Annotated in this window: 13 protein-coding genes and 1 tRNA gene; 10 read left to right on the top strand and 4 right to left on the bottom strand. The window is 39.9% G+C overall.

The features are described from left to right. On the bottom strand, positions 1-1,140 hold a 1,140-nt coding region (gene miaB / locus AAF462_03325), incomplete at its 3' end, for a tRNA (N6-isopentenyl adenosine(37)-C2)-methylthiotransferase MiaB (GenBank protein MEM7008142.1). A 181-nt stretch (positions 1,141-1,321) separates the two neighbouring features. Between miaB and AAF462_03320 the strand changes: the two genes are divergently transcribed. The 3 genes from AAF462_03320 (at position 1,322) to AAF462_03310 (ending at position 5,719) form a co-directional block, all read left to right on the top strand. Further along, positions 1,322-2,647, top strand: a complete 1,326-nt coding sequence (locus AAF462_03320; GenBank protein MEM7008141.1) for an MFS transporter — start codon at positions 1,322-1,324, stop codon at positions 2,645-2,647. A 413-nt stretch (positions 2,648-3,060) separates the two neighbouring features. Further along, positions 3,061-4,293: an ammonium transporter gene (locus AAF462_03315; GenBank protein ID MEM7008140.1), complete on the top strand. Its 1,233-nt coding sequence runs from the start codon at positions 3,061-3,063 to the stop codon at positions 4,291-4,293. Positions 4,294-4,390: 97 nt separating this feature from the next. Beyond that, a complete protein-coding gene (locus AAF462_03310) occupies positions 4,391-5,719 on the top strand; it encodes an outer membrane beta-barrel protein (GenBank protein ID MEM7008139.1) in 1,329 nt (442 codons plus the stop codon). 226 nt (positions 5,720-5,945) lie between these two features. On the opposite strand, the gene AAF462_03305 is transcribed toward AAF462_03310, so the two are convergent. Further along, entirely contained in the window at positions 5,946-7,004 is a 1,059-nt protein-coding gene (locus AAF462_03305) for a VCBS repeat-containing protein (protein MEM7008138.1), read from the bottom strand. 210 nt (positions 7,005-7,214) lie between these two features. Then, positions 7,215-8,549 carry a hypothetical protein gene (locus AAF462_03300; GenBank protein MEM7008137.1) on the bottom strand — a complete coding sequence of 445 codons (1,335 nt, stop codon included), beginning with the start codon at positions 8,547-8,549 and terminating at the stop codon, positions 7,215-7,217. A gap of 298 nt (positions 8,550-8,847) precedes the next feature. Between AAF462_03300 and AAF462_03295 the strand changes: the two genes are divergently transcribed. From AAF462_03295 to AAF462_03270, 6 genes are all read left to right on the top strand, one after another. Further along, a tRNA-Phe gene (locus tag AAF462_03295) sits at positions 8,848-8,920 on the top strand. A 217-nt stretch (positions 8,921-9,137) separates the two neighbouring features. Continuing rightward, entirely contained in the window at positions 9,138-9,554 is a 417-nt protein-coding gene (locus AAF462_03290; GenBank protein ID MEM7008136.1) for a helix-turn-helix transcriptional regulator, read from the top strand. Next, complete coding sequence (locus AAF462_03285; protein MEM7008135.1) at positions 9,545-10,288, top strand: hypothetical protein; 744 nt, start codon at positions 9,545-9,547, stop codon at positions 10,286-10,288. The genes AAF462_03290 and AAF462_03285 overlap by 10 nt, the downstream gene beginning before the upstream one ends. Further along, entirely contained in the window at positions 10,285-10,659 is a 375-nt protein-coding gene (locus AAF462_03280) for a hypothetical protein (protein MEM7008134.1), read from the top strand. The genes AAF462_03285 and AAF462_03280 overlap by 4 nt, the downstream gene beginning before the upstream one ends. Before the next feature lie 162 nt (positions 10,660-10,821). Continuing rightward, on the top strand, positions 10,822-11,859 hold the full coding sequence (gene pilM / locus AAF462_03275; protein MEM7008133.1) for a type IV pilus assembly protein PilM: 1,038 nt from the start codon (positions 10,822-10,824) through the stop codon (positions 11,857-11,859). A 137-nt stretch (positions 11,860-11,996) separates the two neighbouring features. Further along, complete coding sequence (locus AAF462_03270) at positions 11,997-12,644, top strand: hypothetical protein (protein MEM7008132.1); 648 nt, start codon at positions 11,997-11,999, stop codon at positions 12,642-12,644. Positions 12,645-12,646: 2 nt separating this feature from the next. Here AAF462_03270 and AAF462_03265 read toward each other — a convergent pair whose 3' ends face one another. Continuing rightward, complete coding sequence (locus AAF462_03265) at positions 12,647-12,838, bottom strand: hypothetical protein (protein MEM7008131.1); 192 nt, start codon at positions 12,836-12,838, stop codon at positions 12,647-12,649. Between the two features lie 231 nt (positions 12,839-13,069). Between AAF462_03265 and AAF462_03260 the strand changes: the two genes are divergently transcribed. Then, the coding region (locus tag AAF462_03260; GenBank protein MEM7008130.1) for a VacB/RNase II family 3'-5' exoribonuclease at positions 13,070-14,797 on the top strand (1,728 nt) is incomplete at its 3' end.

Raw genomic sequence — 14,797 nt, 5'->3', positions numbered from 1 at the left:
GTTCTCTATTAAGCCTACACGAGATTTATTTTTTGTGGACGTAATTTCTTTCTGATATGACTGAAGCTCGGTAAGTCTTTCGCTCGCAAGGTCAGGATCAACATATGTGTCCTCCGAAAAATCTGCGGCCACTGTTCCGGGCCGCGGCGAGAATTTAAAAGAGTAGGAGCTTTCAAATTCTATTTCTCTCATCAGTGACATGGTTTCTTCAAAATCTTTATCCGTTTCTCCAGGAAATCCAATGATTATGTCTGTTGATATTGCAATACCAGGAAGTGAGTCCTTTAGTCTATGAATAGAGTCGATATACCATTCTCTTGTGTATGTTCTTTTCATCTCGCTCAGTACTTTATTTGATCCAGACTGTACAGGAAGATGTAGGTGATTACATACCTGGGGCACATCAGTCATAGCATCAATCATTTTCCTTGTGATATCTCTAGGATAAGATGTTGTAAAACGTATTCTGTCTAGATCCTCAATATCGCCTGCCGCCCTTAATAAATCACCAAATTTATAGCCGTTTTGTTTCCAGGAGTTAACTGTCTGGCCTATGAAGGTTATTTCTCTAACTCCCTTGTCAACTAAGTTCTGGGTTTCCCTGAGTATATCATTAAGGGGTCTGTTAACTTCATCACCTCTTACTCTTGGCACAATACAGTATGTGCATCTCTTGTTGCATCCCTGTTGAACTGACACGAATGCAGTGACTTTTCCTTTTTGATGATAGGGCTCAATTTCAAAGAGCTCTTGAATGTCATAGGAAGTCTCAACTGTCTTTTGTTTTTCTCTCTCTATATTTGAAATGATCTCAGGTAGTTTAGGAATTGCCCTTGGTCCGAGCACAAAATCTATATGAGGCATTTTCTTAAGAAGCTTGTCACCATAGAGCTGTGCCACGCACCCTGATATTCCTACTATTTTGTTAGGGTCATTGGCTTTTAACTTCTTATATTTGCCAAGGCTGCTAAACGCTTTTTGATCGGCCTTTTCTCTTATAGCACAGGTATTTACAATAATAATATCTGCTTTTTTCGGATCATCAGTCGGCTCAGCGTCAAGAGCGTTTTTGATCCTGTCAGTGTCATACTCATTCATCTGACAGCCGTATGTTTCTATATATAGCTGCTTTGTGCTCATTGCTTTTACAATTTAACCCGAAGCGGAGCTAAGTCAAGAAAAATTAAACAGTGAAAAATGACGGACTATGCAGTAAAATTTTCCTTATTATAAAGGGTTTATTTCACTTTTATGGGATTGACAGGGGCTTAGGAATTTAGTACCATGGGAACACTAAGGATAACTACTCGGAGGATAGGATATGAGTAACGGCTCTTCAAGTAAAGGACTGTTCGGATGGATGAATGATATTAGTTCCGATCAGTGGAAAGCTTTTTATGCGGCATTTTTGGGATGGACCCTGGATGCCATGGACCTTTTGCTTTTTGCATTTGCAGTGGGTTCAATCGGCAAGGTATTTAATCTTTCTGAAGCCTGGGTTGGGGCGCTGTTCTCAGTCACTCTATTTTCCTCAGCTTTTGGCGGAGCAGTTTTCGGAATAATCTCAGACTATATTGGAAGGGTAAGAGCCCTTACTTACAGTATTTTACTTTACTCTCTATTTACAGGAATTAGCGCTTTTGCGCCGACCGTCTCATTCTTACTAGTTTGCCGTTTGTTCTTAGGACTGGGCATGGGAGGAGAATGGGCATCTGGAGAGGTGCTTGTGGCAGAGAAATGGCCAAAAGAGCACAGGGGCAAAGTTATCGGCATGGTGCAAAGTGGTTGGGGCATAGGTTATATCCTTGCAGCCATTTTAGCCACGCTTATCATCCCAAATTTAAAAGAAGGCGTTATATATACTATTCCTCTAATTGGTTATCAAATGGACGGACTTGATTTGGGATGGAGGATCCTGTTCCTAATAGGGGTGTTGCCTGCATTTTTGGTCTTCTATATTAGGCGTCATTTAGATGAGCCAGAGGTATGGAAGGAGACTAAGGCGAAGAGGGACGAGGGCAAATTAAGTGAAAAAGGTCAGGCTTTTACTCTAAAGCAAATTTTTGAGCCTGATTTATTAAGATATACAATTACAGCCACTTTACTTACTAGCTTATGTATGATCGCGTATTGGGGGCTATACTTCTGGCTTCCGCAGTTCCTCGCAAGCGATAAGGGAGTTGGGCTCGATACAAAAGGTTTTATATGGATTATTCCAATTAATATAGGTGCTTTTATTGGCTGTAATACATTTGGTTTTATAAGCGATAGGATAGGAAGAAGGCCTGTTTTTGTAGCCTATCTTCTAATCATGGCCGTTTTAGTCTGGTTTTTCGGACATGCCACTACATTAAAAGAAGTCCTTATTCTAGGTCCTTTTATTGGGTTCTTCGGAACCGGGTTTTACTCAGGTTTTGGAGCAATCTTCTCAGAAATTTTCCCTACCAGAGCAAGAGGAACTGCTCAAGGCTTTTGCTATAACGTAGGACGCGGCGTTTCTGCTGTAGCGCCCCCTATGATTGGCTATATTGTAAGCATTCATGGTTTTGCTACTGGTCTGGCCACTGTCTCTATATTTGCCATTGCTGCTGCAGTAGTAGTTATGACACTACCAGAAACTAAAGGAAAAGTGCTAGATATTGAGTAGCGTAGAACTTAATTTCATATAAAACTTTTGCACAAAATCATGCATGAAAATCGAACTAAGGTGCTTAATTGCTAAGCACCTTTTTTGATTCTAACTTCCAACCTATTATTACCACCCTTTATTCACTCTTAACAATTATTCTTTCATTGCAGCATATTACGAATATTTCTATCTTCTTACTCACTCTTGGCATATCTTTTGCAATTTAATGCTTGGAAAAATCAATTTTTAGACCTTGCCAAAGGAGGAGTGCAGAGATGAAAGATTTTTTAAGCAGATTTATAGTGAAGCCTACCAAGGCCACTACTTTTACACTGCTGAGTTTGCTTGTTATCGGAGCATACTCGGCTTTTGCTCAAGAAGATGCAGGTCCGACAGCAGCCGATGCTGTATTTACAGCAAATAACGTATGGATGCTTGTTGCTACCTTTTTAGTATTTATTATGCACCTTGGATTCGCATCATTAGAATCCGGACTTACTAGAGCAAAAAATACAACCAATATTTTATTTAAAAATGTTTCGATCATTTCAATAGGTATTCTCACATATGCGATTGTTGGTTTTAATCTTATGTATCCGGGCGATTTTTCAATCGGCCAGTATTTCGGTTTTGCAGGATTCGGCATTGCAGCCCCAGAAGGCGCAGCCGGACTTATCGAATACGCTGATGGCGGATATACATATTGGACTGATTTCATATTCCAGGCAATGTTTGCTGCTACAGCGGCAACAATTGTTTCTGGAGCAGTAGCAGAAAGAATAAAACTTAGCAGTTTCTTGATTTTCTCAATAATATTCGTTGCAATAGTTTACCCAATTGCTGGTTCTTGGAAGTGGGGTGGAGGATGGCTTGATGCAATGGGCTTTTACGATTTTGCAGGCTCAACACTAGTGCACAGCGTTGGAGGATGGGGTGCACTAATTGGAGCCATAATACTCGGCCCACGTCTTGGCAAGTATACAAAATCAGGCTTAAAACCAATTCCAGGTCATAGCCTTCCGCTTGCAGCCATAGGTGTGTTCTTACTATGGTTTGGATGGTACGGATTTAACGGCGGCTCAGTTCTATCAGCAGACCCAGAGCTTGTGTCATTAGTATTTGTCACAACCTCTCTTGCAGCTGCAGCCGGGGTTATGGGCGCGATGTTCCTATCTTGGATAGTGTTCAAAAAGCCGGATCTCTCAATGATTCTTAACGGATCATTAGCCGGTCTTGTAGGTATCACAGCAGGAGCGGATGTTATAAGCCCGTTTTATTCAGTTATCGTAGGCTTTATCGCCGGTCTTATAGTAGTTGCGTCCGTTCTTTTCTTTGACAAATACGCAAAAGTTGATGACCCGGTTGGTGCTATTTCAGTTCACCTCTCATGCGGTATCTGGGGCACACTCGCAGTGGGTATTTTCTCAGCCGACTTTAGCTTTATCACTCAGCTAATCGGTGTAGTTGCATACGGAGTATTCACAGTTATATGTGCATTGATCCTGTTCTTACTAATCAAAGTGATCATGGGACTTAGAGTTTCCGAAGAGGAAGAGCTCATGGGACTTGATCTTGGTGAGCACGGTATGATGGCATATCCGGACTTCCAGCAGATTGCTGAAGCTGGCGGTTCAACAATGACCATGCCTTCAGAGGATCAATAAGATAATTAAAAAGGACTCAAGGTTAGCTGCTCTTCGTGGAAACGGGGAGCAGCTAAAAAAAGAATTTAAATCCAATTCAAAGGAGGATAAGTCAGATATGAAAAGGTTAACGATTTTATTTTTAGTGTTAACACTTGTACTGCCATTTGGCGCTTTTACAGCCGATGCTCAGACTACTCAAGAACTCAAGCAGATGATTGAGGAGAACCGTAGGCAGAACGAAATGCTTATGCAGAAAATTGAGCAGATGGAAGCCGAAAAGGCAGCAACTCAGGTCAAAGTTGAAGAGATTGAGACCAAGCAGGAGGATACAGAGCTCAAGTTAGATGGTTTTATGAGCTTTTTTGATGCGATCGATATTGGTTTTTATGTAGATACAACATACCAGTATGTATTTGATCGTGGTTCAACAAATGATCTACAGTTAAGACCACTATATCCTGACAACGAGCAGTTCGCTATCAACGCCTTTACTTTGTCGGTATCCAAGACTCCGACTCTTGAAGGCAGCGTTATGGATCTTATAGGATTTAGAGCTGACATTCTATTTGGAGAACAGGCACCACTGCTTGCTTCAAACGGACTTAGCAGTGATGTTGTAGATCCTTATCAGGCATACCTGCAGTTCTTGGCACCTGTAGGAAACGGAATTAACTTCTACGCTGGTAAATTTGTAACACTAGCTGGTTATGAGGTTATCGAAGCTAAGGACAATCCAAACATTACACGTTCTATCCTATTCGGATTCGCTATACCATTTACACACACTGGTATAAGAGCTGACTACACAGCAGGACCACTTACAATAACCGCAGGTCTTAACAACGGTTGGGACCAGGTTAAAGACTTAAATGACAACGTAACAATTGAGTCTCAGATAGCCTTTAGCCACTCCGGCGGAGCAATCACAGATCTTTGGATCGGTGTTACAGGTTACTTCGGCAGAGAGCCAGGCGAAATTGGATTTGACGAAACTAACGGATGGCGTGAGCTTATTACAGCCGTTGGTACCGTTACGTTCATGGATTGGCTAACTTTCATTGTTGATGCTGACTTTGGATGGCAGCAGGATGTTGTCTTTAATGAGCTTGGCAGTGAAGACACCGTATCATGGTGGGGTATCGCTGGTTACATCGTTGCAGATGTTCACCCAGCTATCACACTAGCGCTAAGAGGTGAGTACTTTGATGATGAAGACGGCTTCAGAACCGGTACAGCCCAGAGCGTATACGAGTTTACACCAACAATCTCCGTTAAACCGTTTAAAGGCTTAATTGCTGGCAACAGATTTGTTGACAACTTTGAAGCCAGAGCGGAATTCAGATGGGATCACTCTGATGAGAGATTCTTTGTAACTGAAGACGGTGGATTAGAGAAAGACCAGTACGGCGTTATGGGACAGCTGCTGTATTGGATTGATTTATAAAAATAAGAGTATAAAAAACACAAAGACCCTAATTTAACGATTAGGGTCCTTATCTCTCCATATCTCCTTTGTGTGGGCGGGGGGAGGACGGTCCTTAGGGCTAAGGCTGTTCTCCCTTTTGTCTTTTTTAACAAAGCCATCTTGATAAAGAAAAAGGGAGCAGTTTAGGATATTATCCTGGTGCTCCCTTTATTTGTTTTTAATCTATATGTTTAAGATTCTGATATCATGGGGTTTGTACAATTGTAAAAACGTCTGTTCTGCCATCGCCGTCAAAATCTCCAAAGCGAAGCTCGTGAACCTGCTTGCTGGAAGTGTTAATAGGGTTCCAGGCCGACTCTGCGGCCCATGAGACATGCCACTGTCCACCCCAGGTGCTAAATACATCTGCTCTGCCGTCCCCATTGAAATCACCGATCCGAAGATCCGGCACTTTTATGTTAGAGGTATTAATTTGCTTCCAAGCTTGGTTGCCGTTTTCGGAAACCCACCACTTTCCGTCCCAGGTAGCAAAGACATCCGCTCTACCATCGCCCTTGAAATCCGCGATAATAAGCTCGGAAACTTTAACATTTGAACTGTTTATATCATCCCATGCTGTCTCACCGCTATAGGAGACCCACCATTTACCACCCCAAGAGCCAAAAACGTCGGTCTCGCCATCGTTATTAAAATCTCCAAAACGAAGATCTTTAACCTTCACATTAGAAGAGTTCACTACCTTCCAAGGCCCAGTGCCGTCTTCTGACACTCTCCACTTACCGCCCCATGTAGCAAACACATCCGTTCTGCAGTCGCCGTCAAAGTCTACAAGGCGCAGGTCAATAGAAGATACGTTAGAACTATTTAAGAAATTGTATCCGCTAGCCTGCCAGTTATTAGGACCGTTTTTTGTAATTGATCTAAATTCCCACTTGCCATTTGTGCTCCTGAATACATCGGTCGAACCATGGCCATAGTTCGAGACTGCATGATCAAAATATCCTAAATGCTGCAGCGATGTTTCTTGCTTGGCACATGCATTTGATCTTACCGTATGACAGCAATCTCCAATGACCAAGTCTAAAGGGGATGATCCGTCTTGAGCGACTTTTTGCCACTGCCCTCGGCCGCTATCGGATACCAACCAGTCATAGGACTGTAATTGGCCCTCTCTATCTAATACACAAGATGACATGAATATTGGTAAAGAAATAAAAACTGCTATAAGTATTAGTGGAAGAACACACGCTTTGCCTTTTGCTAGCATTATTCCTAGATGATAAAAATTACTTTGATTACTCATCATAAAGCCTCCTTACTTAATTGATCTTAAATAGTGGGTAACATCTCAGAACAACAAGGTTCAAACGTTCGTTCTAGGCTCCTATAGTTTATCGACAGGTATGATTCAATTCAGCACTACAAATAAAAAAAGTCCCCTGATCCATTTAGAACAAGGGACTTTTTAGAAAGGATTTTGTTAAGAACTATCTTAGATATATTTAGATTAGTATTAGAATATGAATCTTCTAATTACTATTAAAGCCGGTATAAGCATCAATAGTGACAGATCAGCAATATTATCTCTGGAAGAAGGCGCCAAAGAGCATCCGCCGCCTTCACTGCCAGAACCGCTGTTTTGAACTATAGCGATGCAATCTGCTATAAAGATCTCAACGCTTTCATCAGCATTCTCTCCAGTTACATTCATTGCGGACCTTGAGGCTATGAAAGTAAGGTCTGAATTGAAAGATGCTGAAATGCCCAGTCCTCCTCCTGTACTATCTGTATACTGAAGAAACCTATCTTCAATTAAATCGTATAGAAAAACTTCAGCATTAAAATCAGGATTGCCACCAGTAATGTCATTTTCGCTTGAAAAAATAATAGAGTTGCCGTCAGGGCTGAATTTTGGAATTCCGTCAGGGAAGATTGATATAGTTATCTGCGTGATCTCATCTGTAACTATGTCGTAGAGAAATATTTCATTACCAGCTGGATTCTCACCTGTTAAGTCCAGATTAGACATAAAGGCAATGAGTGTTCCATCAGGACTAAATGAAGAGAATCTGTTACTTTGAAATGTGCTGTCAGTACTTTTAGTTACCTGAGTTATAGTGTCGGTAACTGCATCATAAAGAAATAATTCCTCGCTTAGATCAGCATTATCACCTGTAAGATCTCCTTCAGATTGGAAAGATACTTGAGACCCGTCAAAACTAATTGCTGGCATGTCGTTGTGGTCAATAACAGTTGTGTCTGTAATTTGAGTAAAGACTAATCCGACTATATCGAGAAGAAATATCTCCTTATTTCCATCTGCATTCATGCCTGTGAAATCCCTATTGGATTGAAACGCAATGTGAGTTCCGTCGGAATTAATATTTGGATTTTCGTTCGCTATCGACCCGCCGCCTGTGGTATCGGTAATCTGGGATAGTGTGAGTGTATCGGTTTTTAGCAAGAACAACTCAGAATTACCATCAGGATTAAAACCGGTCAAATCATGAGTAGATCTGAAAACAACCAACGATCCATCGCCACTCATTGTAGGACTAATGTTTAAATTTCCTGTTGTATCAGTTATTTGTGTAAATGTTTCTGAAAACACATCATATAGAAAAATCTCAAGATTTCCATCTACATTCATGCCTGCAAAATCCTGATCTGATACAAAGACCAAAAGTGATCCATCTGAATTTGTGCTGACAGTCCTTGTATCAGCGTCTATTGTGTCTGTAATCTGTGTATATATACATTGAAAATCTTGTGAATTACCAGACTGTGAAACGGAAAAAACCAGAAATAAAATTATGACAAGTGACCTCAGAATGTATTGAATGCTCATGCTACATCTCCTTTAAATAGATTTTAAAAAGTGGGTAACATCTCAAAGCAATAAGGTTCATATCTTGGATCAAATATATGCGGGTGTACAAACACAAAGGTGTTTAGCGAGATACTAAAATGAAAAATGGATTACTTGGATCGCCTGGGGAAAAAATATATAAACCTTTAGTTAGGAATTTACTCAGATATCTGTATATCGGTGCTTGCGTATAATTTGAATTTAGGTAGAATAATTTTGCTTTTTAATAAATCCTAAATAAATAACCGAGCATTAATTTCAATAAAAACTTCAGTATGCCCGGATAGCTCAGTCGGTAGAGCAGAGGATTGAAAATCCTCGTGTCGGCAGTTCGATTCTGTCTCCGGGCATAAGTTCTTATCAGAATTTTTTCCTGTCTACAATTCAAGGATTAACATAATAAAACAAATATCTAGTGATTTCGTAATGATTATCTATTAATTATCGTAATTATTATAAATTTTCTCAAAAATATGTTTGCCATTATGCAGATTTATAATGTAGAATTATAGGGAATAATTTTATACATTGGGGATGGAGAATTTATAACGCTGGAGGTATTAATATATGAGGTTCGGTGATTATTTAAAGAGTAAACGCAAGCAGAGGAATATTACCCAAGAAGAGCTTGCTCGCAGTCTAGAAGTATCAAGTGTATTCGTACATCAGCTAGAGACGGGAAAAGTAGATGCTCCGTGTTTGGATAGATGCAGTCAGATGGCCGTAATTCTAGAGATAGAGATTGAGGAGCTCTGGAATGTTGCCAAGAAAGAAAGGCTCAAAAGGTTCATGGAGAAAGAGGACATTGAGCAGGATAGTTTTGAGGTCCTCACAGATTCTGAGAAGGCACTGATTAATCTTTACAGAAGTCTCGATAGTGATATGAGACGTGACTTTGGCGGAATGATATTTATGTTACTAAGACATACAAAAGACCAAGGGGTTCAGGAGATACTCGAAGAGTTCATGAAAAAATGCGCTTAACGAATAATTTGTCCTTCATTTTAAAAGCTATTGGAATAGAGATCTGTATTCTAGCTCTCATTGGACTGGTGTTTTTGTTTCAGTTCAACAGAGCCAAGACGGAGTTTGTCTCTAAGACAAGAGCTATATCAGAGACTATCGGAGATCTTGCGATAGATTTCTATACAGAAGAAGGCATCGAGCCTACCAGCGGAGACTTTTATATGTTTTTGGACAAACGATTAGGCAGAAAAAAACTCTTCAACACATTTGAGATCTCACCTAAGTTCTTCAGCGTTGTATTTAACAACGAAGGGCTGATACCTGGAGAGTATAATATTGAAGATGGGTACTCAGTTACAGATTCTAATGGAATATTATCAGTTCTTGTTCCATTCTCCGGAACTGACCAAAGCGCGCATTTGGGAATTGTTAAGATTGATTCAGACACAAGGGCGATTCTTAAACAGGTGTTTGCCGACAATTACCTGCTTTATGCGGCAATGCTTATCGTTTTAAATAACCAGGCCTTTATCTTCTATCTTCTAATGAGAAGAAAAAGAGAGGTTGTGTTTGAAAAAGGATATCTCAAAGAGCACTCAATTGGGGCTCTAAAAATTATGCACAAAGTTCTGGGCGATATTATAGAGGATCATCAGTCAGAGTTTGAACCTGATGATGACAAACGAAGGGCCCAGGAAGAAGATAAGAATGTAATCTCAATATCTGATTTGGCAGATAAGAGGAAAGGATGAAGAAGTACCTTTTAATATTTTTTACCGTATTGCTCTTCGCATGGGGATGCGATTCTCCCGATGACGGAGGAGTTGTAGCGCTCGATGGCCCGATACTGGAAAGCGTTAACAGTGATGGTTTATTCGAGTTTAACGGGGCAGTTATTAACAACAGCGATAGTCCGGTGCAGGCAGTATATGTAGTTATTGTTCTCAAGGATGAGACTGGAAGCATACTTGAAGCCAATTCCATTTCGATTTTTGAAGAGGGAACAAACGCGCTTTTATATCCCTATGAGCGGCAGTTCTTCACAGTATCAGTTACCGCTGATCCGTCTCGAGTGTTTTCAAAAGATGTAGAGATTTACTACGAAGACGTTTTCGGCAACTAGATACATTTGTATTACTATTTCATAATCACAGATTAAATTCATCCCAACTAATTTTCCCTTAAAGAAAAAAACTAAAGATAACTCTAAAAGAGCAGATATACTTAACTATTATTGCAACTTATTCTTTGTGTGGCGGCGAGCTTATTACAATAGGAGCACAATTTGTTATTAGGAAACGGAAGTATTTTAGGCATAGATATAGGCTCAAATTCAATCAAGGTCGTGGAGTTAGAAGAGCTAGGAACAGGCTATAATCTTGTTAATATCGGAGAGGCCCCGATTGATAGGGGTTCAATCGTTAATAAAGCAATAGAAGCTCCCGAGGTAGTTTCTCAGACGCTGCTAAAATTGATCCAAGAGCTAGGAACCCAGGCGGATGATGCAGCCATTTCCATATCCGGAGATCCGGTACTCCTAAAACGTGTAAGTCTGCCCCATATGTCGGATTCCGAGCTTAAAAAATCTGTTAAGTGGGAGTTTGAAAAACTAAACACAGGCTCTGCTTCGGATTTTAGCTATGATTATGATGTAATCTCAACCCATCACAAAAGGGATATGATAGATGTTCTGATAGTTGGTGCTAATAAAAAGGTAACAAAAGACTATTTATCCATATTGACCAATGTGGGCTTAAACCCAGTGTTGATTGATATCGATGTTTTCTCGCTCGAAAGCGTATATGAAATTAACTACCCCGAATCAGAGGGTCTTTTGGCTCTTATCAATATAGGGGCTTGTGTTACAAATATGCTCATTATTGATAACGGCGAGTCAGTATATGCTAGGGATTTACCGATAGGAGGTGAGCTATATACCGACCTTATTATGGACAATATGGATATAAGCTATGAGGAGGCAGAAGAGTTAAAACACAACCTTAGATCGGGCGCATCAGACCCTGTTGTCCAAGACTTAGCAAATGAATTTATAAATTCGATAACTGGTCAGATAAAAAATGCACTTGAGAATTTCTCTACTGCCCACAGAAGTGAGAATGTAAAGAGAATAATGCTAAGCGGGGGCACTGCAACACTTCCAGGCTTAAAAGACTCCATATCGGAATCTATAAACTCATATGTTGGAATTCTAAATCCGTTTAGAAATATAAACTTCAGCGATTCTGATTTTGACCCGGAATATATAGAAGACGTCTCAGCCAAAATGAATATAGCAACGGGACTTGCTCTTAGAAAGCCATAATATATATAAAATCCATTCTCGATTCTTACCTGCCTTGATCAAAACTATAACAATGATATCCTAAGTTCTCATACTAAATTATAGTAATTTCTGGATAATTTCAGAAAACATACATAGTGCTTAAAGGTTATAGGGAAATGGCTAAGTGCGAGTTGTGCGAAAATAGAAAGGCTAAAAGGTATTGCCCCGCTAAGAGAACTTATATTTGTGCGGTTTGCTGCGGAGAGAAAAGGGGAGTTCAAATAAACTGCCCTCTTGATTGCCAATATTACGAGCAGGGCCAAAAGCATCACCAGCAAAAGATGATGCAGCAGAGGATAAAAAAAGAAGGCGCAAAGAGCTATGTGCGTAAAGCTGAGCTCTATAAACATAATCCGGAGCTCTTTGCACATTTAGAAAAAGGATTTGTTGCAATATTCAGGGCGGATAAAAGCCTGTCAAACAAAGACTTGGTTTCTGGGCTGGATCTAGCTCATAAAACCCTTGAAACTGAGAAAAAGGGGATTATTTATCAGCACCAGAGCGGTAACAAGTATGCCGACGAAATTGCAAATCATGTGCTTGGTATAGTAACTCAATTTAAGGATAGTCAAGATTTGGGATCAAGCAGAATTACACTTGATTTTGGCATTATGGTTGTAAAAGAGTTCTTAGATGAATCTAGGTTTTATATGGAAAACGATGAAAACCCAAGTAGTTATCTAATACATTTAATGAGGTACCATCCAGAAGAAGAAGCGCCTTCTGCACAGGCTTCAGAAAGTAAGCTAATTATAACTCCTTAACTCTATTTCTTAGATTCCCCAGAGGGCACAGTATTTATTATTGCAGAAATTATTAATGCGATTACTGCTACAATGCCCAGAACCTTAAAATATTTATCCCAATTAATTGAAATACCTAGATAAAGTCCAATTCCAACAAAGGTAAACAGTATTAAACAAACAACTATCGCACCTGGAATATTTTTCTTTAACACTTAGCTTTTCCTCCTGATAAGTACCTAAACATAAAAGGCAAAGAAATTCTATCTGAATTGAAGCTAACATTCAAATTAATTCGGGTAATATTTGCATTTTACAAAAACAAATATCTATCATCTGATTGAACTAAGTGTTTTAACAATGTAAAATCAATAAATATTTATGTTTCATATCCTTTTTTAGCTTTTGTCCGAGCGGTGGCTTTTTTCATCTTCCTGTGATTGTTTATGAAGATCCCTAAACCTAAAGATATAATACAACTACTTAAGAGCTCAAACGGTCGTCCGATGAGATCTAAAGAAATCTCCCGCCGTCTTGGTATGCCCAAGGAAAATAGGTCTATTCTAAAGAAGATTCTAAGAAAAATGATGATGCAGGGCAAAATTTCCAGGATAGAAGGTGGGAAGTACACAGTTTCTGGCTTTAAAGAGAGAAAACCCATCCCTAAGGAAAACAACAATAAACTTACCGAAAAGAGCTCAACATCTGCGCGTCTTAAAGGTGTTGCAAAAAATGGGCGAATAATCGGAAAATTTATAAGGACCGGCAAAACTGGCAAGATTATACCCAGAGATAGTCTTATCCCTCATATACTACTTCAGCCGTCTGATATAAAGCAGTTAAGAAACAATGTATTAGTTGTAGCCGAGCTTCAGAATAAGATTTCCAGAAGTGGGCGTCTGAAAGGAAAAGTTATTGAAGTGCTTGGGAAAGCGGGAGATCTTGCTACTGAGAAAAAGGGCCTTTTGATCGAGTACGATCTGTCTCAGGAGTTTCAAAACAATATAAACACTGAACTTGATAAGATCTCTGAGAAAATACCCAATTCTGAACTAAAACGACGTGTTGATTTAAGAGAGCGCACAATTTTTACTATTGATGGTGAGGACGCTAAAGATTTTGACGATGCAGTGGGTATCGAGAAGATCAGGGGCGGGTATAAGCTTTGGGTTTGTATTGCGGATGTGTCTTATTATGTTGGGATGGGCAGCGCAATTGATAACGAGGCCCTTAGCAGAGGAACAAGTGTGTATCTTCCTGACCGTGTAATCCCCATGCTGCCGGAGAAGCTTTCTAACAACCTATGCAGCCTGGTCCCAAATGAAGATAGGCTCACTAAAACTGCGGAGATGGATTTTAATAGCAAAGGTGAGATGGTGAATTTTAAGATCTACAACAGCGTGATCAATAGCTCCGCGCGACTTACCTACACCCAAGTAGCACGTGATGTTTCTAAAAAGGGCCGCAGCGCTAAAGACCAAAAGGAAATCATTTCTACTCTTAAGATAATGAAAGAGCTCTATGAAAAAATTAGAGAGCTCAGGATTAAAGACGGTAAGCTTGATTTTGATTTCCCAGAGCCTAATTTGGTTAGAGATGAGCTTGGACGTGTTGTGGATGTAATAAGAACCAAGCGAAACTTCGCGCATGAGATGATTGAGGAGTTTATGATTGCTGCAAATGTAGCAGTGGCTAATTACCTCTTTGATTCTAAATTGCCTTCTATTTACAGAATACATGAAACACCCGACATGGATTCTCTTGTAAAACTTAAGGACGGACTCAAAAAACTAGGCTATATGCTTTCTGTTAATGACAATATGGACTCTTTGGATATACAAAGGATTATTGATCAGTCCAAAGGGAAAAATGAAGAAGTACCCGTAAACATGCTCATTCTCCGCTCTTTAAAAAGAGCATTTTATTCAGCTATGGATGAAGAGCATTTTGGTCTTGCCCTTGTTCACTATACACACTTTACCTCACCCATAAGGCGATACCCTGATTTGATAGTGCATCGTATCCTAAATTCACTTTTCTTAAAAAAATCTCCGCCATATGATGAAAAAACCGTAGAGTGGATAGCAGAGCACTCATCAAAACGTGAGAGACTAGCAAATGAGGTAGAGCGCGAGGCAATGAGTATTGAGAGAACTCAACTAATGAAGCCTTAC

It is taken from the genome of Thermodesulfobacteriota bacterium (assembly GCA_039028315.1).
Taxonomy (GTDB): domain Bacteria; phylum Desulfobacterota_D; class UBA1144; order Nemesobacterales; family UBA2774; genus CR02bin9.
The sequence above is the reverse complement of the archived record's forward strand: the minus strand, read 5'-3'. Positions and strand labels throughout refer to the sequence as shown.

Excerpts from the sequence above, each read along its gene's own strand:
- AAF462_03280 (MEM7008134.1), top strand. The coding sequence starts at position 10,285 with ATGAAGAAGTACCTTTTAATATTTTTTACCGTATTGCTCTTCGCATGG.
- AAF462_03300 (MEM7008137.1), bottom strand. The coding sequence starts at position 8,549 with ATGAGCATTCAATACATTCTGAGGTCACTTGTCATAATTTTATTTCTG.
- AAF462_03290 (MEM7008136.1), top strand. The coding sequence starts at position 9,138 with ATGAGGTTCGGTGATTATTTAAAGAGTAAACGCAAGCAGAGGAATATT.
- AAF462_03285 (MEM7008135.1), top strand. The coding sequence starts at position 9,545 with ATGCGCTTAACGAATAATTTGTCCTTCATTTTAAAAGCTATTGGAATA.
- AAF462_03270 (MEM7008132.1), top strand. The coding sequence starts at position 11,997 with ATGGCTAAGTGCGAGTTGTGCGAAAATAGAAAGGCTAAAAGGTATTGC.
- AAF462_03315 (MEM7008140.1), top strand. The coding sequence starts at position 3,061 with ATGCTTGTTGCTACCTTTTTAGTATTTATTATGCACCTTGGATTCGCA.
- AAF462_03305 (MEM7008138.1), bottom strand. The coding sequence starts at position 7,004 with ATGAGTAATCAAAGTAATTTTTATCATCTAGGAATAATGCTAGCAAAA.
- AAF462_03320 (MEM7008141.1), top strand. The coding sequence starts at position 1,322 with ATGAGTAACGGCTCTTCAAGTAAAGGACTGTTCGGATGGATGAATGAT.
- AAF462_03310 (MEM7008139.1), top strand. The coding sequence starts at position 4,391 with ATGAAAAGGTTAACGATTTTATTTTTAGTGTTAACACTTGTACTGCCA.